The sequence below is a fragment of the Geothrix paludis genome, assembly GCF_022808815.1.
Classification (GTDB): Bacteria; Acidobacteriota; Holophagae; order Holophagales; family Holophagaceae; genus Geothrix; species Geothrix paludis.
This window is the reverse complement of the sequence record NZ_JAKZLC010000004.1, coordinates 54794-76602: the sequence shown is the minus strand read 5'-3', so window position 1 is coordinate 76602 and position 21809 is coordinate 54794. Positions and strand designations below refer to the sequence as shown.

Sequence of the window (21809 nt, the reverse complement as noted above, 5' to 3'; positions counted from 1 at the left end):
TCGGGACAGGCAACAAAGCAGGCCCATCATATCTGATGGATCGGTCAATATTCATCACAAGATGGTCCGGTGGTCAGACCGCAGCCTGGGGCGCTCCCATGAGGCGGCGGTGCATGGCGGCGGCGGCCCGCCGGCCCTGGCCCATGGCCAGGATGACCGTGGCGCCGCCGGTGATGACGTCGCCGCCCGCGAACACCCCGGGGAGAGAGGTCTCGCCGGTTTCGTTGTCGACGACAACAACCCCACCCTTGAGGGTCTTGAGGCCCTTGTCGGTCTGGGCGATGAGGGGGTTCACATCGAAGCCCAGGGCGACCACCAGGGTGTCGCAGGGGATCATGATGCGCTCATCGGTCATCTTGGGGCTGCGGCGGCCGTCGGGACCGGGTTCGCCCAGCTCCATGACCGCGCATTCGGCATGGGTCATCCAGCCCTTGTCGTTGCCGTGGAGCTGCACGGGCGTGGTGAGGAACTTGAATTCGACGCCCTCCTCCTGCGCGTGCTCCAGCTCCTCCTTGCGGGCGGTGGATTCCTTCACCGTGCGGCGGTAGACCACTGTGACCTTCTCGGCGCCCATGCGGCGGGCCGCGCGGGAGGCGTCCATGGCCGTGTTGCCCGCGCCCACGATGATGACGTTCTTGCCGACGGTCACCGGTGTGCCGTACTCGGGGAAGAGGTCCGCGCGCATGAGGTTGATGCGGGTGAGGAACTCGTTGGCGGTGTAGACGCCCTTGTACTCCTCGCCCGGGATGCCCATCATCTTGGGCAGGCCGGCGCCGGTGCCCATGAAGATGGCGTCGTGGTCCTTGCGCAGGTCATCGAGGGTCATGCTGCGGCCCACGAGGGTGTTCATGATGAACTTCACGCCCAGGCGGCGGAGGGTCCCCACTTCCTGGTCCACGATCTTGTTGGGCAGGCGGAACTCGGGGATGCCGTAGAGCATCACGCCGCCCGGCTTGTGGAGGGCGTCGTAGACCGTGACCTGGTGGCCCTTCTTGATGAGCTCGCCGGCCACCGTGAGGCCCGCGGGGCCCGCGCCGATGACGGCCACCTTCTTGCCCGTGGGGGCTTCCACCGGGGGCAGCTCGTCGGAGCCCAGCATGGAGTCGCTGGCGAAGCGCTCCAGGCGGCCGATGGAGACGGGCAGGCCCTTGATGCCCACCACGCACTTGATCTCGCACTGCTTCTCCTGCGGGCAGACGCGGCCGCAGACGGAACCCAGCGAGGAGCTCTCCTTGATGATGCGGGCGGCACCCTGGGGATCCTCGTGGACGATCTCCATGAGGAAGGCGGGGATGTTGATGTTGACCGGGCAGCCCTCGATGCAGGCGGGGTGCTTGCACTGGATGCAGCGGGCGGCTTCGAGCCGGGCCTGCTCGGGCGAGAGGCCCAGGCTCACCTCGTCGAAGTTGCACACGCGCAGCTCCGGCGGCTGGCAGGCCATCTCCTGGCGGGGGATCTTCATCTTCTGGCTGGGCTTGATGGTGTTCAGGTCCAGGTTCTGCCAGTCCAGCTCGGTCACGGGCTCGTTCAGGTACTTGGAGTAGTCCACGGGGCCCGTGGCGGCCACGCGGCCGATCTTGCACTCCGAGGGATCGCAGGCGTCGTGCTCCTCCGCCTTGTACCAGTCCTGGCGCATGCGGAGCATGTTGAAGTCCACCTGGTGGCCGTCGAAGTCGGGGCCGTCGAAGCAGGCGAACTTGGTCTGGCCGCCCACGCTCACGCGGCAGCCGCCGCACATGCCCGTGCCGTCCACCATGAGGGCGTTGAGGCTCACCAGCGTGAAGATGCCGTGAGGCTTGGTCAGGTCCGAGACGGCCCGCATCATGGGCAGGGGCCCCACGGCCACCACCTGGGCGACCTTCTCCCGGGCGATGATGTCCTTGAGGGCGTCGGTCACCAGGCCCTGGCGGCCCAGAGTGCCGTCGTCCGTGGTGACGATGAGCTCGGCGGAGGCGGCGCCCAGCTCGTCGGCCAGCAGCACGCGCTCCTTGCTGCGGCCGCCCAGGATGGTGATGACCCGGCGGCCCTGGGCGTGGAGCTCCTCGGCGGCGGGCAGGATGGCGGCGGAGCCGTAGCCGCCCGCCATCAGCACGATGGTGCCCTCCTCCGCCAGCTCCGTCGGCGTGCCCATGGGGCCGGCCACGGCGAAGAGGCGATCGCCGGCGCTGAGCCTGCCCATGGCCTTCGTGGTGGCGCCCACCTCCTGCATGATGAAGTGGATGTAGCCCTTCTTCGCGTCGCCGCCGGCCAGGGTGAGGGGGATGCGCTCGCTCTCGGGGAAGGGGGCCACCATGAAGAACTGGCCGGGCTTGCGGCCACGGGCCACCTGGGGGGCCTGCACGATGAAGGACCAGGTCTCGGGGGCGATGAGCTTCTTCTCGAGGATGAGGTAGCCGTCCTGGGTCTCCTCATCGGACCAGTACATGGACTTCCCCTTGAGGAGGGGCAGCATGAGCCGCTCTTCCATCTCGATGTGGTCGCGGACCAGGTCCACGAGCCGCTGCCCCTGGAGCGTGAGGGCCTGGGGCGCCCGGACCTGGCCTTCGTTGATCTCGGAGAGCAGCTGGAGGGTCAGGTCCCACATCTGGCGGTGCTCGTCCTGGATGCGCTGCACCAGGGCCTCGGCCCCGAGCTCCTCCAGCAGGGGCAGCAGCTCCCGCTCCTCGGCCTCGTTGTGGGGCTTGAGCTCCTCGTACACCCACCGGGCCCCGAGGTCCACGCGCTTCCAGTCTCCGGCCCCGATGGCCTTGGCCATGTCGGTCAGCTGCTTCTGGGCTTCCTGGTGGGTGGCATGCCAGTGCGGCGCGGGCAGGTTCTCGGCGGTGATGAGCGGGCGGGCCGTGTCGGACATGGAAGCCTCCAGATCCGTTCAGCATGCGATGACCGCCCGGGGATTTCTGTGTCTAAAAACCTAATCGGGGCCACTTGTGACTCATGCCACAGGGGCCTGGAATCATAAGGACTTAGCTAGAGTATCAATCATTCTGTATGGATTATCTGGTTGTTAATATCCGGCCCCCGCCGCCCGGTGGCCCCTGACCTCGGGTCAGCAACTGGCGGATCCGGAAGGGCTTCGGGAGAACACCGCCAGGTGGCGGAACAGCGGCGTCCTTCGGGATCTCCGCCTGGCCCCGGCTGTGGGGCGGTGGTGGTGATGCGACGGGATCGAGACTCTGAATCGATTCTGTCGCCCAGCCCCGATCCAAAGAGGGACGTGCAGCCGCGGCATGCCGCGTGGAATGGCGCTCCGGGAGAGGCCGGGCCTGCGGTAGGGTGGAGGCCCCGGAGGCCTCCCTGTGGACCTGCTCGACGAATTCCTGCCCTACGCCCAGAGCTGCCTGAAGCATGCCTCGGAGCGGGCCCGGCTGGCCGCCATCCTCACTCTCTGGGTGGCCAAGTGGCGGGGGAAGCACCGGGTGTTCGACTACTCCCGCAGCCACCACGGGGCCTTCTTCCACTTCAACCAGCTCATGGACGGCAAGTGGGTGCAGGCCTTCACCTTCGTGGCCACCCGCCGGGAGGGCGTCTGCCTGCGCGGGCCCGATCCCGACCGCACGCGGAAATCCCACAAGCTCCGCCGCAATGCCCTGGACGCGGCCCCGCTGGACGCCCTCTTCGAGGCCTGGTCGCAGCACCCCGAGGCCCGACCCGCCGGCCATGCCGTGGAGTTCTTCCTGGACGAGACCCCCGATGAGGTGTGGGCGGCCTGCCTGGCGGAGGTCGTGGCCTGCCTCGGGGCCTGAATCTCCTTGCAGGCCAAGGTCTTTTCCGGCAAGGTGTCTAGACCGTGATGACCGCCTCCCGCGCCTTCTTCTTTAGCTTTCGCACCTCGGGTGCGAGGGTAGGCGGCGTCTAGAACCGGAACCGCTTCGAACCATCGCCCCCGAGACCGCAAGGCTCGGGGGTTTTCGCATTCCAGGAGTCCACCATGACCGAGATCCCGTCCCTCCCCGGCCTCCGCCAGGCCATCGACGCCGTGGACGATCAGGTGCTGGCCCTGCTGAACCGCCGGGCGGCCCTGGCCGCGGAGGTGGGCCGCCTCAAGGCCGCCGCCGCGCCCGAGGCCCCCTTCCACGCCCCGGCCCGGGAGCGGGAAGTGCTCGCCCGCCTGGAGGCCGCCAGCGCCGGACCCTTCCCGGCCCCGGCGGTGCGCACGGTCTTCCAGGAGATCATGAGCGCCTGCCTGAGCCTGGAGAAGCCGCTGCGGGTGGCCTTCCTGGGGCCCGAAGGCACCTTCACCCACCTGGCGGCCCGGCACCAGTTCGGCGGCTCAGGCCAGGCCCTGCCCCAGGGCACCATCCAGGCTGTTTTCCAGGCCGTGGAGCGCCAGCGCGCCGACTACGGCGTGGTGCCCGTGGAGAACGCCACTGAGGGCTCGGTGGACTCCACGCTCGATGCCTTCCTCGACAGCTCCCTGGCCATCTGCGCGGAGATCCTCCTGCCCGTGGACCAGGCCCTGCTGCTGCGGCCCGGCCTCGACCTGGGCGGCGTGCGCCGGGTCTACTCCCATCCCCAGGCTCTGGGCCAGTGCCGCCGCTGGCTGGAGGCCCACCTTCCAGGAGCGGACCGCATCGAGGCCCCCTCCACCTCGGAGGCCGCCCGCCTGGCCCGGGAGGACGCCGAGGGGGCCGCCGTGGCCTCCGAGCTGGCCGCGGACCTCTTCGGCCTCCGCGTGGCCGAGACGAAGATCCAGGACTTGGCCGCCAATGCCACGCGCTTCTTGGTGCTGGGGCCCAAGTCCGCCGAGCCCACGGGCCGCGACCGCACCACCCTGCTGGCCATGGCCCAGGACGGCCCCGGCGCCCTGCTGCGCCTGCTGGAGCCCCTGGCCCGGCGGGGCCTGAACCTCAGCCGCATCCAGAGCCGGCCCACCCGGCGCAAGCTCTGGGAATACGTCTTCTTCCTCGACGTGGAGGGCCACGCGGCAGACCCGGCCCTGGCTGAGGCCCTGGAGGAGCTGCGGGGTGTCTGCGTCTCGCTGAAGGTTCTGGGCAGCTACCCCCGGGCGCTGGAGGTGGTGCGATGACTGCGACGACGATGGCGAAGGACTGGACACCCGATTCCTGGCGCGGCCTGCCCGCGGCCCAGCAGCCGCACTACCGCGATGCCGCCGCCGTCGAGACTGCCCTGGTGGAACTGCGGGAGCTGCCGCCCCTGGTGGTGGCCGAGGAGGTGGACCACCTCCGGAGCCTCATCGCCGAGGCCGCCGCGGGCCGGCGCTTCCTCCTCCAGGGCGGCGACTGTGCCGAGGCCTTCGCGGACTGCCGCGGAAGTCTCATCCAGGACAAGCTGCGCGTGCTGCTCCAGATGTCCGTGCTCATCACGCACGGCGGCCGCACGGGTGTGGTCCACCTGGGCCGCATCGCGGGCCAGTACGCCAAGCCTCGCAGCGGGGACACGGAGATGGTGGACGGCCAGCGGGTGCCCGTCTACCGCGGTGACCTCATCAACGGGCTCGACCCGGCCCAGCGCGAAGCCGATCCCCGGCGTCTGCTGGAGGCCTACCACCGCGCCGCCGCCACCCTGAACCACCTGCGGGCCCTGGTGGACGGCGGCTTCGCGGACCTGCACAACCCCGAGCACTGGGACCTGCCCTGGAGCCGCGAGGACGCGGGCCACTACCTGGAGACGCTGGAGCAGGTGCGGGCCTCCCTCGACTTCGTGAAGTGCCTGGGCGGCCTGCCCGAGCACCTGCGCACCGGTGAGCTGTTCACCAGCCACGAGGCCCTGCACCTGCCCTTCGAGACGGCGCTCACCCGCTGGGTGCCCGAGAAGGGGGCCCACTACAACCTGGGCGCGCACTTCCTCTGGATCGGCGAGCGCACCCGCCAGCTCGACGGCGCCCACCTGGAGTACATCCGCGGTCTCGCCAACCCCATCGGCCTGAAGGTGGGCGCCTCCATGACGTCGGAGCAGCTGCGACAGGTGCTGTCCAAGCTGGATCCCCAGCGCCAGCCGGGCCGCCTCACCCTCATCACGCGCTTCGGGGCGGGGAAGGCGGGTCGCGTCCTCCCCGCGCTTATCGAGGCCGCCCGGGCTGAGGGCCATCCCGTGCTGTGGAGCTGCGATCCCATGCACGGCAACGGGCGCACGACCAAGGGCGGGCTCAAGACGAGGGACTTCGGCGACATCCTCCAGGAACTGCGTGAAGTGGCCGACCTCCACCGCGCCCACGGCTCGAGGCTCCGCGCCGTCCACTTCGAGCTGACCGGCGAGCCCGTCACCGAGTGCACCGGCGGCGTCGAGGGCCTCGTCGAGGCCGACCTGGAGCGCGCCTACAAGAGCGGCTGCGACCCCCGCCTCAACCGCAGCCAGAGCCTGGAGATGGCCTTCCTCATCGCGCAGATGATGCGGAGAGCGTGAGGCTACTGCGCGACGCTCCACGCCATCTGGTTCCGGTAGTCGGTGACGAAGGCCTTCTTCTCGGCGCTGTAGTTGCAGCCGCCGCCGGTGGTGGTGGGGCCGACGGCCACAATGCCGAGGTCGATGGTGCGCGGGAAGGCCTTGAGGGCGCGATCCACGGCCTCCTGGGCGGGGAGACCCTGGGCCAGCAGGTCGTAGGTGGTCTTGGCCACCAGGTGCTTGATGATGTCCTCGCCGTTGCCGGTGCAGGCCACAGCGCCCTTGGGGCCGGCGTAGATGCCCGCGCCGAACATGGGCACGTCGCCCACGCGGCCGTAGAAGGTGATGGTGGTGCCGCCGGTGCTGATGGCGGCGGCGAACTGCCCTTTGGCGTCGCGGGTGACGCAGCCCACGGTGTCGGAGGGGCCCAGGGCCTCCTTCAGGGGTGTGGGGAAGTTCCAGGCCTTCTTCCAGTCGTAGAGCTTCCAAGCCTCGAGCTGGCGAGGGTCCGAGCCCTTGAGGATGGCCTGCACGCGCTGGAAGCGGGCCTTGTTCTCGGCACAGGTGGGATCATAGTCGGGGAAGCCCATGGCCCGGGCGAAGCGCGTGGCGCCCTCGCCCACGATGAGGATGTGGGGCGTGTCCATGACCTTGCGGGCCACCAGCACGGGGTTCTTCACGCGCTCGATGGCGGCCACGGCGCCGTAGCCACCGGTGGCGCCGTCCATGCACGCGGCATCCATCTGGATGGTCTTCCCGTCGAGGCGGATGTTGGCGCCGGTGCCGGCGTTGAAGCGGGGATCATCCTCCAGCACCACCACGCCGGCCAGGGCCCCCTCCAGGGCGCTGCCGCCGGCCTTCAGGGCCGCCAGGGCCTTCGCCGCGGCCGGATCCGTCCCGTCCATGCGGGCGCGCGGGCTGCCGGCGCCGCCATGGACCACCGCGGCAGGTGGCGCCGCGGGAGGGGCGGCCGTAGGAGGAGGCGCAGGCGCGGCCGCGCCGAGGAAGGTGGCCAGGGCCAGGGTGACGAGGGCGTGTCGGGGCGTCATGGGGAGATCCTACCCCGGATGACTGGAGGATTTCCTAGCCGCCAATGCGCGACATCTCCACCTTGGGCAGCCCGGGTGTGGCCCCGCGCCGGAGCTCGGAGTAGCGATCCTCCCGCCGCTTCCAGTGGAAACCCAGGAGACTCGCGAGGTCCCCGTCGCTGTGGCCGCTGCGGAGCAGCCCCTTGAGGTCCAGGCCCTGCCCCGCGAAGAGGCATGTGTAGAGGCTGCCCTCGGCGGACAGGCGGGCCCGGTCGCAGCCCCGGCAGAAGGGAGCCGTGACGGAGGCGATGAGGCCCACCTCGCCTTTGCCGTCGCGGTAGCGCCAGCCGCGCGCCACGGCGTCCTCGCCGGCCTCGAGGGCCTCCAGGGGCCAGCGGGCGTTGAGTATCTGGTGCACCTGGGCCGCGGGAACCACGGACTCCATCCGCCAGCCGTTGGTGGTGCCCACGTCCATGAACTCGATGAAGCGCAGGGTGTGGCCGCCCTCTCGGGCGAAGGCGGCCAGGTCGAGGATCTCGTCGTCGTTCAGGCCGCGCTTGAGCACGCAGTTCAGCTTGACGGGGCCGAAGCCAGCGGCCCGGGCGGCCGCCACGCCCGCCAGCACGCGGTCCAGGGGCAGGTCCGTGTCGCTGATGGCCCGGAAGCGGTCGGGGCGCAGGGTGTCGAGGCTGACGGTGATCCGGTTCAGGCCGGCTTCCTTCAGGGGTCGAGCCAGGTCGGGCAGGAGGACGCCGTTGGTGGTGAGGGCGAGATCCTCCAGGCCGGGCAGCGCCGAGAGCATGCGCACCAGGACCGGCAGTTCCCGGCGCATGAGGGGCTCGCCGCCCGTGAGGCGGATCTTGGTGACGCCGAGGCCGATGAAGACCCGCGCCAGCCGGGTGATCTCCTCGAAGCTGAGCAGGGCCTCCCGGGCCAGGAAAGGGTAGTCCGGCCCGAAGACATCCTTGGGCATGCAGTAGGTGCACCGGAAGTTGCAGCGGTCGGTGACCGAGATGCGCAGCGCCTTGAGGGGGCGGCCCAGGGTGTCGCGAGGCTCCATTCCCCAAGCATAATTTCATTTAATGCGTCAGAATGGACTGTTTGATTGGACCGCTGAACATGGGCTTTTTCGATCGCTTCCGTTCCCGCGCCGACGAGGCGCCCCTGCCGTCGCTGGCCACCCTGCTGGAGACTCGGGGCCTGCCCGCGTCCCTGCCGGGACTGGAGGCGCTCGTGCCGACCTTCGAGGCCCACCGCCGGGCGGAAGAGCGTGAAGCATGGGCAGATGCGGTGGCGGAGACCCATCGGCTGGGCCTGCCCCTCCCGGAACCCTGGATCGACGCCCAGGACCACCTGCTGCCGGAGCTGGTGCCCACCTGGCGGGCCGAGCGCGAGGGTCGCTGGAGCCACGCCTTCATTGACGGTCTGACGGCGCGGATCCGCGTGGCTGAGGTGGTGATGCCCGCCGCCTGGCTCCGGATCTGGGACCAGCCCGCCGAGGACGTGCTGGATCTGGCCCTGGACCACCTGCGCCACCGCAGCGAGGGCGCCTTCGTGCGGCTGCCCTCGGGCATCTACCAGGCGCCCTGGCACGACGGGGCCGACGCGGCCCGCCTGCTGCTCCCCGAGGTCTGGCACGGCCTCTTCAAGGACCAGCATCCCTTCCTGGCCATCCCCACGGCGGACACCCTGCTGGCGGCACCCCAGATCCTGCTGCCCAAGCTCATGGAGGAAGTGGGCCGGGCCCTCCAGGCGAAGGGCCAGGCCGCGAGCCAGGCCGGCGCCCCGGTCCTCCAGCTCGCGGTGCTGGAGCGCATCGGCGACAAGCTGGTGACCGCCCGGCTCCAGGAGCCCCATCCCATGTCGGCCCCCCAGCGGGAGCTGAAGAACATGGACTTCCTGGAGGCCCTCCGGAACCAGGAGAAGGACCTGGATCCCAGTCTGGGACGTCCGGCCCCGGTCCTCCTGCTGAAGACCGGCCAGGGCAAGCCCCTCACCATGGCCACCTGGACTGACGGGGCCCCGACCCTGCTTCCCGAGGCCGATCTCATCGGCTTCGCCGGTTCGGACGGCGAGCCGCTGGGGATCTACTGGCGCCAGTCCCTGCCCCGCATGCACGAGGTCCGCGGTACCGCCGTGGACATCTGGGGGCCCCGGCGCGTCCGCTACGAAGGCTTCCCCACCGCCGAGCAGATCGCCCGCCTGGAGCCCTTCGCCACCGCGGAGCAGATGAAGTCCCTCCAGGCCCAGCCCGGGGCGCAGCCGGGTGCCCAGCCGGGGCCCCGGCCCTCCGCGCCTAAGGCCGCGGCCCCCGCAGGCGCACCGTTCAGCGCCCAGGGCGCGGCGCCCCTGCCGAAGCATCTCCGGGGCGCGGGCCTGGGCGTGCAGGACAAGGACTAGCCTCACCCGCCCAACGGAAAGATTGGGAACGCGAAGGGCGCCAAGACGCCCTGCGGGCGCGATCAGTGGACCAGGGGCCGTAGGCCCGGATGTCCTGTGCCGGAGCAATGGAGCCGCCTTCGTGCCCTTCGCGTTCCCGTCTTTCGCCTTCGGTCAAATCAAAAACGGCGGCGGCCTTTGGGGACCGCCGCCGTCTGCCGACCCCTTCCAAGGGCGCGCAGGTCGATGATGCTTACACTTCCACGGCGGTGCTCTTCATGCCCAGGCGCTCGCGGATGAGGCCCTCCACCTCGTCCGCCAGCTCGGGGTTGTCGGTGAAGAGCTTCTTCACGTTCTCGGCGCCCTGGCCCAGGCGGCTGTCCTTGTAGCTGTACCAGGAGCCGCTCTTCTGGATGATCTCCAGCTGGGTGCCCAGCTCCACCAGTTCGCTGGTGCGGCTGATGCCCTCGCCGTACATGATGTCGAAGGTGGCGATCTTGAGGGGCGGGGCGACCTTGTTCTTCACGACCTTCACCTTGGTCTTCTTGCCCACCACGGAGGAGTCCTCGTCCTTGGCGGCCACCAGGGGATCGCCGGTGTTGCCCTTGATGCTCTGGATGCTGCGGACGTCCAGGCGGACGGAGGCGTAGAACTTCAGCGCGTTGCCGCCAGTGGTGGTCTCGGGGTTGCCGAACATCACGCCGATCTTCATGCGGATCTGGTTGATGAAGACCACGCAGCTGTGGGTCTTGCTGATGGTGCCCGTCATCTTGCGCAGGGCCTGGCTCATGAGACGGGCCTGCAGGCCCACGTGGCTGTCGCCCATCTCGCCGTCGATCTCGGCCTTGGGCACCAGGGCCGCCACGGAGTCCACCACGATGATGTCCAGGGCGCCGCTGCGCACGAGCTGGTCGCAGATCTCCAGGGCCTGCTCGCCGCTGTCCGGCTGGCTGATGAAGAGGTTGTCCACGTCCACGCCCAGCTTCTTGGCGTATTCGGGGTCCAGGGCGTGCTCGGCATCGATGTAGGCGGCCAGGCCGCCCTTCTTCTGGGCCTGGGCCACCATATGGAGGGCCAGGGTGGTCTTGCCGCTGGCTTCCGGCCCGTAGACCTCCACGATGCGGCCCTTGGGCACGCCGCCTACGCCCAGGGCACTGTCCAGGGCGATGGAGCCGGTGCTGATGACCTCGAGGCCCTCGGCGGGGCTCATGCGGTCGCCCAGCTTCATGATGGAACCCTTGCCGAAGGCCCGCTCGATGTCGGCGACGGTGCGGGACAGGGCTTTCAGGCGGTCATCTTGTTCGGCTGCGGCCATGGGGTCCTCCGGAAGGGGTGCTTTCCAGGATGGATTCAAAAAGCGAAAAAAACAAGAAAATCTTTTCAGCCACCCGCGAGAGGCGGGTCCACCAGCCTAGCGCAGCTTGACGTCCCGGCCCCGCCAGTGGTTCACCCCCCGGAGGCGGTCCGCGAAGGCCCAGGCGGTTCCGGCCGCGAAGACCAGGGCGTCCAGGGGCCAGAGGGCCCAGAGCAGGTCCATGGGCCGGCCGGTCATGCGCTGCTGGACGTCCCCCGCCAGGGCCGGCACCAGCAGCCAGAGCAGCAGGGCCAAGCCCGGGTGGCCCGCGAAGGGCAGCCAGAGGGGGGCGAGCATCACCAGGGCCACGGGCGGGAGGAGCAGGGGGAGGAGCCCCCAGGCGGGCAGGGCAGCAGCGTTCTTCCGCATGGCCCGCACCAATTCCCCCAGGCCGTGGTACATCCGCAGGTGCAGGTCCGGGCCGCCCCGGGCCACCCGGTTCACGAAGCCGGCCTGTTTCATCCGCCGGGCCAGCATCATGTCATCGATGGCCTCCAGGGGAGCTGCCGCGTGGCCGCCGGCAGCCTCGTAGGCCTCCCGCCGGACCAGGGTGAAGCCTCCCACGCCGCAGAAGGCCGGGTGGCGGGGGTTCGGCACCTGGTGGGGGGGCACCAGCAGCTGGAAGGCCGAGGCCGCCAGGGGCAGCACCACCCGCTCGGCAGGTCCCACGGCGTCCACGCCAGGGATCAACGCCAGGATGTCCGTCGGCTGGGCCAAGGCGAAGGCCACGGCCCGTCGCAGGAGGTCCGACGAGGCCTGCACATCGCCGTCCGCGAAGAGCAGCCAGGTGGCCGCCTGGGCCTCCGGCTGGCGGGCGGCCAGGTCCAGGGCGTGGTTCTTCCCCAGCCATCCCGGGGGCAGGTCGTCGTTGCGCACCACCCGCAGGCGGTCCGGCCGGGCGGCTTCGCGGCTTCGGAGGATCTCCGTGCTGCCGTCCGTGGAGCCGTCATCCACCACGACGATCCGCAGGGCCGGGTAGTCCTGGGCCAGCCAGGAGTCGATGGCGGCGGGCAGCTCGAGGGCCTCGTTCCGGACGGGGATGCAGAGGCACACGGAGGGCGGGTCCGCTGGCAGGGCGGGATCCGGGGCCAGGGCGGGCAGCCGGGTCCAGTGCCGGCGCAGGAGGGCCAGCCCCGCGAGGAGCAGGGTGGCGGCGATCCATGCGGCGAGGTCGATCCAAGGCATGCCCCAGGCTAGCCCGAACGGGCAGACTGGCGGCGTGGGTTAACCTGGGGGCCTCTCCGGGAGCGTCATGGACGAGCTCGGCCCACCCACCCCCGTGCTGCGCCGCCTCCGGCGCCCGGACGACGTGCCCGGGATCCGGGACCTGATGGCCCGCGTCTATCCGCCGCCCCATGGCCCCGAGGCCGTGTGGTCCGCCGAGAATCTCCTGCGCCACATCGAGCGGTTCCCCGAGGGCCAGATGGTGGTGGAAGCGGGCGAGCGCCTCGTCGGGACCTCCACGGCCCAGCGTGTGCCCCTGGCGGCGGCGCTGGCCCCCCACACCTGGTCCCTGATCACAGGGCGGGGCAGCCTGTCCACCCATGATCCCGAGGGGGACGCCCTCTACGGCGTGAACATCGCCGTGGATCCCGCCTGGCAGGACCAGGGCATCGGGCGGCTTCTCTACGAGGGCCGCATCGAGCTGGGCCGGCGTCTGGGCTGCCGCGCCTTCGTGGCCGGGGCCCGCATCCCCGGCTACCACCGCGTGGCCCACGAGATGAGCCCGGAGGCCTACGTGGAGGCCGTGGTGGCCGGCCGGATCTTCGACTCCACCCTGTCCAAGCAGCTCCGTGTGGGGTTCCAGGTCCGCGGCGTGCTCCGGGACTACGCTCCGGACCCGGAGACCCTGGGCCACGCGGCTCTCATCGTCATGGAACTCTGAGGAGGCGACGGCATGCGATTCAAGGCTCCCACCCCATTCCTGTCCCGTCCCGTGCGGGTCTGCGGCATCCAGTACGCCCTGCGCCCCGTGGCCGACTTTGCCGCCTTCGCCACCCAGGTGGAGAACTACGTGGATGTGGGCGACGACTACGACGCCGATGTCATCGTGTTTCCCGAACTGCTGGCGGTCCAGCTGCTGAGCTGTCTGCGGCCCGGCTTCCCGCCGCCGGAGGCCATGCGGGAGCTGGCGGAGCGGTTCACGGTCGACTACGAGGGACTGTTCCTCCACCTCTCGCGGAAGTACGACCGCATCATCGTGGCGGGCACCCATCCCCGCTTCGTGGACGGGAAGCTGCAGAACGTGGCCTCCATCTTCGTGCCGGGCCACGGGCCGGTCCACCAGCCCAAGCTTCACCTCACCCCCACGGAGCGGAACGTCTGGCGCTTTGAGCCGGGCCAGGAGATCCACATCATCGACACGGACTTCGGCCGGATGGGCGTGTCCATCTGCTACGACGTGCAGTTTCCCGAGGTGGCGCGGATCCAGGCGGAGCAGGAGGTCCAGCTGCTGGTGGTGCCCTACCTCACGGACGACCGCCGGGGCTACAGCCGCGTCACCACCTGCGCCCGGGCTCGGGCCGTGGAGAACCAGATCTACGTGGTGACTGCCGGCATGGTGGGCAGCCTGCCCCTCATCACGGATCTCACGGCGCAGTACGCCCAGAGCGGCGTCTACACGCCCTCCGACTACCACTTCCCCATGGATGGCATCGCCACCGAGGCCGCCCCGAACTCCGAGATGGTGCTGGTGGGGGACATCGACCTGGCCGTGCTGGACCAGACCCGGGCGCGGGGCTCCGTGCTGAACCACCAGGACGCCGCGCGCGACGGGCTTCACGTGACCTTCGAGGGCCGCATCCATGTCCACCACCTGCCCTGGCTGAAGCAGGGCGAGGGAACCGGTACGGCAGAGAGCTGAGGGTGCCCATCCGCTGGTGGAGGCCCGTTGTGGCTCCGGCTGAGCGGGAATGTCCATGAACCGTGAGGTATCCTCGGGTCACACCATTTCCCGAGGTACCGGATGACCCTGGCCTTCCTGGTTCACGACCCCCTCGCCGGCACCCTGATGCTGCTGGCGCTGCTGTGGCTCTCCGCCAAGGTGGGTGGGGAGCTGGCCGTGCGCCTGAAGCTGCCCGCGGTCACCGGCGAGCTGGCCGTGGGGCTGGCCCTCACGGCCCTGCACCGGGCCTGGCCCCTGGTGCCGGAGGTGGCGGCCTCCCCGGCCGCCGAGCTGCTGGGGGGCCTCGGCGTGGTGGTGCTCATGTTCGCCGTGGGGCTGGAATCCACCGTGCCGCAGATGATGAAGGTGGGCGCGGCCTCGCTGCGGGTGGCCTCCATCGGCGTGGTCGCGCCCATGGCCGCGGGCCTGGCGGGGGCCTGGCTGCTGCTGCCCAAGGGCGCGCCCTTCGTGCTGGACTTGTTCATCGGGGCCTGCCTCTGCGCCACCAGCATCGGCATCTCCGCCCAGGTGCTGCGGGAGAAGGGCGCGGCAGACTCGGTGGAAGGCCGCATCATCGTGGGCGCCGCCGTGGTAGATGACGTGCTGGGCCTGCTGGTGCTGGTGGCGGTGTCGGGTCTCGTGGGGGCCTCGGCCACGGGCGGGCTGGGCGGACCAGGCGGATCCCTGGGTTCCGAGCTGGCGAGAACCCTCCTCCTCGCCCTGGGCTTCCTCGCGGCGGCCCTCACGCTGGGTCGCGTCGCGACGCCGCGCCTCTTCCGCCTGGCCAGCCGGTTCCGAGGCGAGCAGGTGCTGCTGCCCCTGGGCCTCGGCTTCGCCTTCCTGCTGGCCTGGCTGGGCAGCCTGGCGGGCCTGGCCTCCATCGTGGGCGCCTACGCCGCGGGCCTCATCCTGGAGCCCGCCCACATCGTGGACCTGGAGCACCGGGAGAAGCACTCCCTCGAGGAACTGGTCCACCCCCTCGTGACGGTGCTCTCCCCCCTCTTCTTCGTGCTCATGGGGGCCAAGGTGGATCCCACGGCCCTCTTCCGACCCAGGACCCTGGGCTTCGCGGCCGTGCTGGCCCTGCTCGGCGTGGTCGGGAAGTACGTGGCGGGCTACACGGGAGGCCGGGGCACCCGCGCGGCGGTGGTGGGCTGGGGCATGGTCCCCCGCGGCGAGGTGGGCCTCATCTTCGTGGCCACCGGCGCTCAGCTCCAGTGGCATGGCACCCCCCTGCTGAGCCCCGACATCCAGGCCGGCATCATCGGCGCCCTCCTGCTCACCACCGTGGCAGGGCCCGTGGGGCTGGGGTGGGTGCTGTCCCGGCAGGCGCCGAAAGCTTGAAACAGCCTTTCACCGCAAAGAACGCGAAGGGTGGTCTTCTTCCCTCCGCGTTTTCTGCGGTGAATAGACCGCTCAATCCTGTGGCAGCTCAGGCACCAGGGACTCGACGAACGTGGCCTCCACGCGGAAGACCTGGCGGATGAGGTCGGCGGTGAGGACCTCGTGGGGCCCGCCGTTGCCCACAAGGCGGCCCCGATCCAGGACGAGCACGCGATCGAAGCGATAGGCGGCGCGCAGGTCGTGGAGGCTCACCAGGACGGTGCCGCCGCCGTCCGCCCGGCGTCGGGCCAGGCGCATGACCTCCAGCGCGTGCCGCACGTCCAGCTGAGCCACAGGCTCGTCCCAGAGCTGGATGGGCGCCTGGGTGGCCAGGGCCCGGGCCAGGGCCACTCGGTGGCGTTCGCCGCCAGAGAGACGCGTCGCCGGGCGGTCCGCCAGGAACGTCAAGTCCAGTTCCGCCAGAGCCTCGGCCACGCCCGTGGGATCGTCGCCCCAGGCGTAGCGGCCCTGGGCCACCACCTCGCGCACCGGGAAGGCGAACTCGAAGTGGGCCTCCTGTCCCACCCAGGCCAGGCGCCGGCCCCGCTCTGCGGCAGGGATGTGCGACAGTGATTGGCCATTCCAATGGATGGCTCCGTGGGCCGGCAACAATCCTGCCAGGGCCTGGATCAGCGTGGACTTGCCCGCCCCGTTGGGCCCCACCATCGCCACCAGTTCACCGGGGCCGAGATCGAGCGACACGGCATCCAGCCGGCCCGGCACGGACAACCCAGCGGCATGGAGGGCGGGCGCGCTCATGGCGCCGCCTCCGTGTCCGGGCTGAAGACTGAGGACTGAGGACCGGGGACTCGCCTCACCGCGGCCTCCGCAGCAGCCACAGGAAGAAGGGGCCGCCCACCAGGGCCGTGACGACGCCCAGGCGCAGGCCGATGGGGAAGGTGCGGGTAACGAGATCGCAGGCCAGGAGGAAGGCCGCGCCGCCCAGCATGGAATGGGGAAGCAGGCGCCGGTGCGCCGGACCGAAGGCCAGTCGGAGGATGTGCGGCACCACCAGGCCCACGAAGCCGATGACGCCGGCCGTGGCCGTGGCCAGGGCCGTGAGCACCGTGGACAGGGCAATGAGCTGGCGGCGCAGGCGGCGCACGTCCACGCCCAGGCTCTGGGCGCTGTGCTCGCCCAGGCTCAGCAGGTCCATGGCCCGCCCCAGGGGCAGCAGGAGGAGGCAGCCCGCAAGGATGGCCGGCACGCCCATCCAGACGTGCTCCCAGCTGCGGCTCTCCAGGCCGCCCATGAGCCAGAAGAGGATCTGGGCGTTCACCTCGAAGTGGCCCACCGTGGTGGTGAGCAGGAAGCTGGTCCCCGCGCCCAGGAGAGCGTTCAGAGCCACGCCGGAGAGCAGGAGCCGCTCGGTGCCCGCGCCCCGCTGGGCGAGCATCAGCACCGCACCCGTCGCACCGAAGGCGCCCAGAACCGAAGCCGCGGGCAGCGCCCACAGCGTGGCGGAGGCGAAACCCAGCATGGGGCCCAGCGCCAGCACCGCCACGGCGCCCAGGGCGCCCCCGCTGCTCACCCCCAGGAGGCCGGGGCTGGCGAGCGGGTTGCGGAAGAAGGCCTGCATGACCACGCCACTGGCGCCCAGGGCCGCGCCAGCCGCCATGCCCACCAGGGCGCGGGGCAGGCGGAAGTCGCGTACCACCGTCCGGGCGATGTCATCGCTGCCGCCGCCCAGGGCGGCCACGACCTGCGAGAAGGACAGCCGCAGCTCGCCGAAGGCCAGCGAGGCCAGGAAGGCCATGACTAGCAGCGCCACGAGGACCGGGATGGCCAGGCGGTTCCTCAAGGATTCCTCCCGGGCAGCAGGCGGGATCCCAGCGACATCCGGAATCCGACCCACCCTTTCCGGAAGTTCACCACCGAGAAGGCGGAGGACGCAGAGAAGGACCTTTCTGGCCTCTGCGTTCTCATGCGTTCTCCGCGGTTGGCGTTTTCATGGGTGGTCTACCTGAAACGTTCGGGATGGAGGGCCCTGGCCAACATCTCGTAGGCGTCGATGCGGCGATGCGAGACGCTGGACATGAGGGCGCCGGGGAGAACCACGAAGCGGCCGGCCTTGAAGGCGGGCAGGACGCGATAGTGGGGGATCTCCGCCAGGCGGGCGCGGGTATCCGATCCGTCGGGCCGGTCTCCGGAGATCACCAGCACCTCGGCGTTCCAGGTGAGCAGCTTCTCCGAAGGCGTGGGCGCGTGGCCCTTGAGTCCGGCCTCGGCGGCCACGTTCAGGGCCCCCGCGTGGTCGCAGAGGTCCTGGAAGGTGGTGCCGGAACCGGCGGTGAAGGGATAGGCTCCGGCCGTGAGCACGCGGACGGGACGAACACCCTTGAGGCGATCCGTGAGGGCCTGCACCCGGCCGCGGCACTGGGCGATGAGGGCCTCGGCACGGGCCTCCTGGCCCAGCTCGCGACCCAGGATCCTGAGGCTGGCGTAGACGTCCTCCAGCGTGTCGAAGCGGTCCAGCACCACGAGCCGGACCCCGGTCCGCCGGAGCAGGGCCAGGGTCTCGGGGCGGGTGAAGCTGGCGGCCAGCACCAGGTCGGGGCGGAAGCGGAGCACGCTTTCCGCGTCGCTGTCCTTGAGGGCCGGGAACCGTTGGGCCTCGCCGGCCGCGGCGCTGAACCGCGCGTCGCGGCCGATGTGGCTCAGGGCCGCGATCTGGCCGGGATCCGCCAGGGCCAGCAGCAGCTCGTCCGTGCCCACGGCCTGGCTCACCACCCGCTGCGGCCGTGCCGCCAGGAGAGGCAGCGCGGCCAGCAGCAGGAAGGCAAGCCAGCGTCGCATCACCACCTCCAGGTCGCGGCGAGGGTCCAGCGGGGGCCCGGGGCCGGGAATCCGTAGACCAGGCTGGCGTCGCCATCCTGATCGTAGCGGCCGCTGAGCCAATCCTGGACGGTCTGTTTCGGCTGCAGCAGGTGTTCGCCGCGCAGGGCCAGGGTGAGGTGCTTCAGCGGCTCGTGGGAGAGGCCCAGGCTTAGGTCGCGGTAGGGCTTGCGCGTGGAGGTCACCTCGTAGGTGGTGTCGTTCAGGTCGTAGCGGGGCCCCACTCGGGCGAAGCGCACGTCGGCACGCCAAGTCCGCGACTGGACGAAGCCCGCCACGGCCGCGGTGAAGAAGGGGTGCCGCACGATGGCGGTGTTCTGGGCGCCGAAGCGGTCCGCCTCCGTGTTGTGGTCCAGGTCTCGGGTCTCCTGGTTGCGGAGGATCAGGTCCCAGCCGTAGGCCACCGCCTCGCCGCCCCGCCAGCCCAGCGCGCCCTCCAGGCTCTGGGCCCGGATGGAGCCCTGGTTCGCGTAGTGCGAGGTGAAGAGGGGCGGAAAGGCGAAGCTGGTGTCATAGACGTAGGCCAGCAGCTCGGAAACACGGGTGCGCTGAGCCTCCAGCCGGTACTCCCAGTGGCCGGCGAACTGGCCCGTGGCGCCGAGCTGCACGGTGCGGCTGCGCTCGGGCAGGATGGGATAGGCCACGCCGTCCTGGCTTTCCGCCTGGGCGTTCAGGGCGAACTCGGTGGTGTTGGGCATGCGGAAGCCCTGGCCCGCGCTGGCGTAGAGGCGCAGCTCCGGCGCCACCACCCAGTTGAGGCCCGTGCGCCAGGTGCCGGCCTCGGCGCTGCCTGCGCGGCTGCGGAGGCCCGTGTCCGAGCGGGTGAGGTCCCGGTGGCCGGCGTCGCGGCGCAGACCCGCGGTCCAGTCCAGGCCCTCGGCCAGCGTCCAACGCAGCTCCAGGGCTCCGGCCACGTCCGTGCCCTCTCCCCGGTACTGCACGGCGGCGAAGGTGTCGGGGTCGTAGTAGTTCCGGGCGTGGCTGGTGTCCTGGCGGCCCTCGAGGCGGCCGGAGAGGCGGAAGGTGGGGGCCGGTGTCCAGTGCAGGGTGAGCTGGTCCTCCACGCGGCGGAAGTCCCGGTCCGTCTGCTCGCGATGAGGCCCGCCGGGATCTCCCGTGCGGCCCTCCAGGGCCTGGAGGGTGTTCTCCAGCGACAGCGTGGGCGCCAGGGCCCAGCGCAGGCTGGCGCCCCAGCTCTCCTGGCGGGCGCGCATCTCGCGCTGGGGTTCGTAGCTGCGGGCCGCGGGCCAGCCGGAGGTGGTGAAGGGGATGGTCGCCGTCTGGCCGCTGTTGCGGTAGAAGGCGGTCAGGTCGGCCCCGCCCAGCTTCGTGCCCATGCGCAGGAAGCCGCCGGCCTGGCGGAAGGCGTCATCGGGAAAGCCGCTCTCCTGCTTCTGGGCTTCGGCGCCGGCGGCGATCCAGCCGCGGCTTCCGGTGACTTGCGCCTGGGCCGTGCCACCCAGCAGCCCGTCCGTGCCCACCTTCAGGCCGGCCTGGCCGTGGCAGCCCTCGGCGCCCCGGCCCGCGCTGGTGAGGGCGATGACACCGCCGATGGCGTCGCTGCCGTAGAGCACCGATGAGGGGCCGAGGATCAGCTCCACGCGCGCAATGCCCACGAGGCTGAGGGCGCCCAGGTCGGGGCTGAGGGCCGTGGGATCGTTCAGGCGCAGACCATCCAGCAGGACCACCACGTTGCGGCTGAGGGTGCCGTTGAGGAAGGCGGAGGCCTGCTTGCCCGTGCCGCCGGTGGCCATCACGGCCCCAGGCTGGAGGACATCCAGCAGATCGGCCAGGGTGCGGCTGCCCAGGCGGGCCAGCTCCTCGGCCTCCACGATGCGCACGGGGCCCGGGGTCCGGGTGACCTCCACCGGCTGGGCCTCGGCGTTGACGCTGACCGTGGCCTCGGCGGGCTTGCGGTCGGCTTCTCCGGCCATGGAGAGGGCGGACACGGCCGCCAGGGAGAAGAGAATGCGGGCAGAACCCATCATGCCTCCACGCATGAGGTCGCGGCGGCTGGGCGTCCCGCAAGGGAATGGCCCGGCCCGTTCCCGCGACGGGGGGTGAGGTGCGGGACCGGTCTCCGGGCTCGCACGCGACAGGGGCCTTTCAGCTCCCTCCGAGCCTTCCCGGGACGATCCCAGTGACTCGGACTTGAGGTCTCACACCCGGTGACGCGTGGGCGTGGTGCATACCGTTGCGGGGCAGCGCAGGAGTCTCACCTGCTTCCCGTGCATCCAGCACGAAATTGTCAGGCTTCAGAGAACCACGGCGCCGGTGGATTCCGCAAGTACAATGGCCGCATGCGAGCACCCATCGGCATCATCGGCGGCAGTGGACTCTACCGGATGGAGGGGCTCTCCCTCGACCGGACGGAGCTGGTGCAGACCCCCTTCGGCGCGCCCTCGGGTCCCGTGCACCTCGGCGCCCTGGACGGCACACCCGTGGCCTTCCTGGCCCGCCACGGCGAAGGCCACCGCTTCACCCCCAGCGAGGTGAACTACCGCGCGAACCTCTGGGCCCTGAAGTCCCTGGGCGTCGAGCGCCTCATCTCTGTCTCCGCCGTGGGCAGCCTCCAGGCCCGCCACAAGCCCGGCGAGCTGCGCCTCGTGAGCCAGTTCATCGACAAGACCCGCCACCGGAAGGACACGTTCTTCGGCGAGGGGCTGGTGGCCCACGTGAGCTTCGCGGAACCCGTTTGCGCCCACACGACCGCGGCCCTGCTCAAGGCTGGACAGGCCCTGTCCATTCCCATCGAGGGGGGCGCCACCTACGTCTGCATGGAGGGGCCGGCCTTCTCCACCCGCGCCGAGAGCCGCCTGCACCAGAGTTGGGGCGCGGACCTCATCGGCATGACCCAGGTGACCGAGGCCCGCCTGGCCCGCGAGGCGGAGCTCTGCTACGCCTGCATCGCCCTGGTGACGGACTACGACGCCTGGCGCGAGGAGGAGGAGGGCGTGGATGCCGCCTCGGTGCTGGAGGTCATGCACGCCAACGTGGACAAGGCCCAGCGCCTGCTTCGCGCGGTGGTGCCAGGCCTTTCCGGGGCCCCGCGGGCCTGCGCCTGCGGCGATGCCCTGAAGGCGGCCCTCTTCACGGCGCCGGAGGCGGTCACCGAGGACGCCCGCAAGCGGCTGGACCTGCTGGTGGGCCGGTACGGATACGGGACCCGCGGATGAGCCCGGCCCAGGCCAGCCCCAAGCTCCAGGCCCTGCTGAAGGACTTCCAGCAGATCGCGAGCATGTCGGGCTACCTGAACCATGCCTTCGACCCGCCGCAGCTGCGCCTGTTCTTCACGCTCTACGGCCGCGTGATGGTGGCCTCCCCTGTCGAGGGCCTGGCGCTCACGCCGCGGCTCCAGGCCTGGTGCGAGCGTCTGTCGGTGGACCTGCGGGAGGGCAGCTCCTCGGCCATCATGCCGCCCCAGATCCAGGTCAGCACCCCCCAGACCCTGCCGGACGGCCGCGACTACCTCGTGGCCACCCTGACCTTCAACACCAAGGTCACCGACACCTCGTACCTTCGCGTCCGCACCGCCGTCCTGGCCGCCTACCAGGAGGCCGTGAAGATGCGGGAGGCGGGGCTGGGGGCGGACCTCGCCGGCTGA

The 21809-nt window shown here is 70.8% G+C and carries 18 protein-coding genes and 1 riboswitch; of the genes, 9 read left to right on the top strand and 9 right to left on the bottom strand.

Features of this window, described 5'->3' with window-relative positions; genetic code table 11:
• Positions 1-73 precede the first annotated feature (73 nt).
• A complete protein-coding gene (gltA, locus tag MLE64_RS10855) occupies positions 74-2851 on the bottom strand; it encodes an NADPH-dependent glutamate synthase (protein WP_243317750.1) in 2778 nt (925 codons plus the stop codon).
• A 445-nt stretch (positions 2852-3296) separates the two neighbouring features.
• Between gltA and MLE64_RS10850 the strand changes: the two genes are divergently transcribed.
• From MLE64_RS10850 to MLE64_RS10840, 3 genes are all read left to right on the top strand, one after another.
• Positions 3297-3743, top strand: coding sequence for a hypothetical protein (locus MLE64_RS10850; RefSeq protein ID WP_243317749.1), 447 nt, complete (start codon positions 3297-3299; stop codon positions 3741-3743).
• Positions 3744-3928: 185 nt separating this feature from the next.
• On the top strand, positions 3929-5026 hold the full coding sequence (pheA, locus tag MLE64_RS10845; protein ID WP_243317748.1) for a prephenate dehydratase: 1098 nt from the start codon (positions 3929-3931) through the stop codon (positions 5024-5026).
• Positions 5023-6363, top strand: a complete 1341-nt coding sequence (locus MLE64_RS10840) for a 3-deoxy-7-phosphoheptulonate synthase class II (RefSeq protein WP_243317747.1) — start codon at positions 5023-5025, stop codon at positions 6361-6363. The genes pheA and MLE64_RS10840 overlap by 4 nt, the downstream gene beginning before the upstream one ends.
• A gap of 2 nt (positions 6364-6365) precedes the next feature.
• On the opposite strand, the gene MLE64_RS10835 is transcribed toward MLE64_RS10840, so the two are convergent.
• Positions 6366-7391, bottom strand: coding sequence for an isoaspartyl peptidase/L-asparaginase (locus MLE64_RS10835; protein WP_243317746.1), 1026 nt, complete (start codon positions 7389-7391; stop codon positions 6366-6368).
• Between the two features lie 34 nt (positions 7392-7425).
• Positions 7426-8430 carry a GTP 3',8-cyclase MoaA gene (gene moaA / locus MLE64_RS10830; RefSeq protein WP_243317745.1) on the bottom strand — a complete coding sequence of 335 codons (1005 nt, stop codon included), beginning with the start codon at positions 8428-8430 and terminating at the stop codon, positions 7426-7428.
• Between the two features lie 59 nt (positions 8431-8489).
• On the opposite strand from moaA, the gene MLE64_RS10825 reads away from it, so the two are divergent.
• Positions 8490-9770 (top strand): hypothetical protein, encoded by a 1281-nt coding sequence (locus MLE64_RS10825; protein WP_243317744.1) that lies wholly within the window; start codon positions 8490-8492, stop codon positions 9768-9770.
• 232 nt (positions 9771-10002) lie between these two features.
• Here MLE64_RS10825 and recA read toward each other — a convergent pair whose 3' ends face one another.
• Both recA and MLE64_RS10815 read right to left on the bottom strand, forming a co-directional pair.
• Positions 10003-11064, bottom strand: a complete 1062-nt coding sequence (recA, locus tag MLE64_RS10820) for a recombinase RecA (protein WP_243317743.1) — start codon at positions 11062-11064, stop codon at positions 10003-10005.
• 96 nt (positions 11065-11160) lie between these two features.
• On the bottom strand, positions 11161-12288 hold the full coding sequence (locus MLE64_RS10815; RefSeq protein WP_243317742.1) for a glycosyltransferase family 2 protein: 1128 nt from the start codon (positions 12286-12288) through the stop codon (positions 11161-11163).
• A 67-nt stretch (positions 12289-12355) separates the two neighbouring features.
• On the opposite strand from MLE64_RS10815, the gene MLE64_RS10810 reads away from it, so the two are divergent.
• The 3 genes from MLE64_RS10810 (at position 12356) to MLE64_RS10800 (ending at position 15331) form a co-directional block, all read left to right on the top strand.
• Positions 12356-12988, top strand: coding sequence for a GNAT family N-acetyltransferase (locus MLE64_RS10810; protein WP_243317741.1), 633 nt, complete (start codon positions 12356-12358; stop codon positions 12986-12988).
• Between the two features lie 12 nt (positions 12989-13000).
• The gene (locus MLE64_RS10805; RefSeq protein WP_243317740.1) at positions 13001-13966 is read left to right on the top strand and encodes a carbon-nitrogen hydrolase family protein; all 966 of its coding nucleotides are present in this window, start codon (positions 13001-13003) and stop codon (positions 13964-13966) included.
• A 102-nt stretch (positions 13967-14068) separates the two neighbouring features.
• On the top strand, positions 14069-15331 hold the full coding sequence (locus MLE64_RS10800; RefSeq protein ID WP_243317739.1) for a cation:proton antiporter: 1263 nt from the start codon (positions 14069-14071) through the stop codon (positions 15329-15331).
• Positions 15332-15403: 72 nt separating this feature from the next.
• Here MLE64_RS10800 and MLE64_RS10795 read toward each other — a convergent pair whose 3' ends face one another.
• From MLE64_RS10795 to MLE64_RS10780, 4 genes are all read right to left on the bottom strand, one after another.
• Entirely contained in the window at positions 15404-16129 is a 726-nt protein-coding gene (locus MLE64_RS10795; RefSeq protein WP_243317738.1) for an ABC transporter ATP-binding protein, read from the bottom strand.
• Positions 16130-16184: 55 nt separating this feature from the next.
• Complete coding sequence (locus MLE64_RS10790) at positions 16185-17171, bottom strand: FecCD family ABC transporter permease (RefSeq protein WP_243317737.1); 987 nt, start codon at positions 17169-17171, stop codon at positions 16185-16187.
• 158 nt (positions 17172-17329) lie between these two features.
• On the bottom strand, positions 17330-18166 hold the full coding sequence (locus MLE64_RS10785) for an ABC transporter substrate-binding protein (RefSeq protein WP_243317736.1): 837 nt from the start codon (positions 18164-18166) through the stop codon (positions 17330-17332).
• Positions 18166-20193 (bottom strand): TonB-dependent receptor plug domain-containing protein, encoded by a 2028-nt coding sequence (locus MLE64_RS10780; protein ID WP_243317735.1) that lies wholly within the window; start codon positions 20191-20193, stop codon positions 18166-18168. The genes MLE64_RS10785 and MLE64_RS10780 overlap by 1 nt, the downstream gene beginning before the upstream one ends.
• Before the next feature lie 66 nt (positions 20194-20259).
• A riboswitch (cobalamin riboswitch) is annotated at positions 20260-20458 on the bottom strand.
• A gap of 47 nt (positions 20459-20505) precedes the next feature.
• Here MLE64_RS10780 and mtnP point away from each other — a divergent pair.
• Positions 20506-21381: an S-methyl-5'-thioadenosine phosphorylase gene (gene mtnP, locus MLE64_RS10775; RefSeq protein WP_243317734.1), complete on the top strand. Its 876-nt coding sequence runs from the start codon at positions 20506-20508 to the stop codon at positions 21379-21381.
• Positions 21378-21809 (top strand): hypothetical protein, encoded by a 432-nt coding sequence (locus tag MLE64_RS10770; RefSeq protein ID WP_243317733.1) that lies wholly within the window; start codon positions 21378-21380, stop codon positions 21807-21809. Before mtnP ends, MLE64_RS10770 begins: the two co-directional genes overlap by 4 nt.

What these genes read in the sequence shown, in the direction of transcription:
- gltA (WP_243317750.1), bottom strand. Translation starts at nt 2,851, where the DNA reads ATGTCCGACACGGCCCGCCCGCTCATCACCGCCGAGAACCTGCCCGCG.
- pheA (WP_243317748.1), top strand. Translation starts at nt 3,929, where the DNA reads ATGACCGAGATCCCGTCCCTCCCCGGCCTCCGCCAGGCCATCGACGCC.
- MLE64_RS10840 (WP_243317747.1), top strand. Translation starts at nt 5,023, where the DNA reads ATGACTGCGACGACGATGGCGAAGGACTGGACACCCGATTCCTGGCGC.
- MLE64_RS10835 (WP_243317746.1), bottom strand. Translation starts at nt 7,391, where the DNA reads ATGACGCCCCGACACGCCCTCGTCACCCTGGCCCTGGCCACCTTCCTC.
- moaA (WP_243317745.1), bottom strand. Translation starts at nt 8,430, where the DNA reads ATGGAGCCTCGCGACACCCTGGGCCGCCCCCTCAAGGCGCTGCGCATC.
- MLE64_RS10825 (WP_243317744.1), top strand. Translation starts at nt 8,490, where the DNA reads ATGGGCTTTTTCGATCGCTTCCGTTCCCGCGCCGACGAGGCGCCCCTG.
- recA (WP_243317743.1), bottom strand. Translation starts at nt 11,064, where the DNA reads ATGGCCGCAGCCGAACAAGATGACCGCCTGAAAGCCCTGTCCCGCACC.
- MLE64_RS10815 (WP_243317742.1), bottom strand. Translation starts at nt 12,288, where the DNA reads ATGCCTTGGATCGACCTCGCCGCATGGATCGCCGCCACCCTGCTCCTC.
- MLE64_RS10810 (WP_243317741.1), top strand. Translation starts at nt 12,356, where the DNA reads ATGGACGAGCTCGGCCCACCCACCCCCGTGCTGCGCCGCCTCCGGCGC.
- MLE64_RS10805 (WP_243317740.1), top strand. Translation starts at nt 13,001, where the DNA reads ATGCGATTCAAGGCTCCCACCCCATTCCTGTCCCGTCCCGTGCGGGTC.
- MLE64_RS10800 (WP_243317739.1), top strand. Translation starts at nt 14,069, where the DNA reads ATGACCCTGGCCTTCCTGGTTCACGACCCCCTCGCCGGCACCCTGATG.
- MLE64_RS10795 (WP_243317738.1), bottom strand. Translation starts at nt 16,129, where the DNA reads ATGAGCGCGCCCGCCCTCCATGCCGCTGGGTTGTCCGTGCCGGGCCGG.
- MLE64_RS10785 (WP_243317736.1), bottom strand. Translation starts at nt 18,166, where the DNA reads ATGCGACGCTGGCTTGCCTTCCTGCTGCTGGCCGCGCTGCCTCTCCTG.
- MLE64_RS10780 (WP_243317735.1), bottom strand. Translation starts at nt 20,193, where the DNA reads ATGATGGGTTCTGCCCGCATTCTCTTCTCCCTGGCGGCCGTGTCCGCC.
- mtnP (WP_243317734.1), top strand. Translation starts at nt 20,506, where the DNA reads ATGCGAGCACCCATCGGCATCATCGGCGGCAGTGGACTCTACCGGATG.
- MLE64_RS10770 (WP_243317733.1), top strand. Translation starts at nt 21,378, where the DNA reads ATGAGCCCGGCCCAGGCCAGCCCCAAGCTCCAGGCCCTGCTGAAGGAC.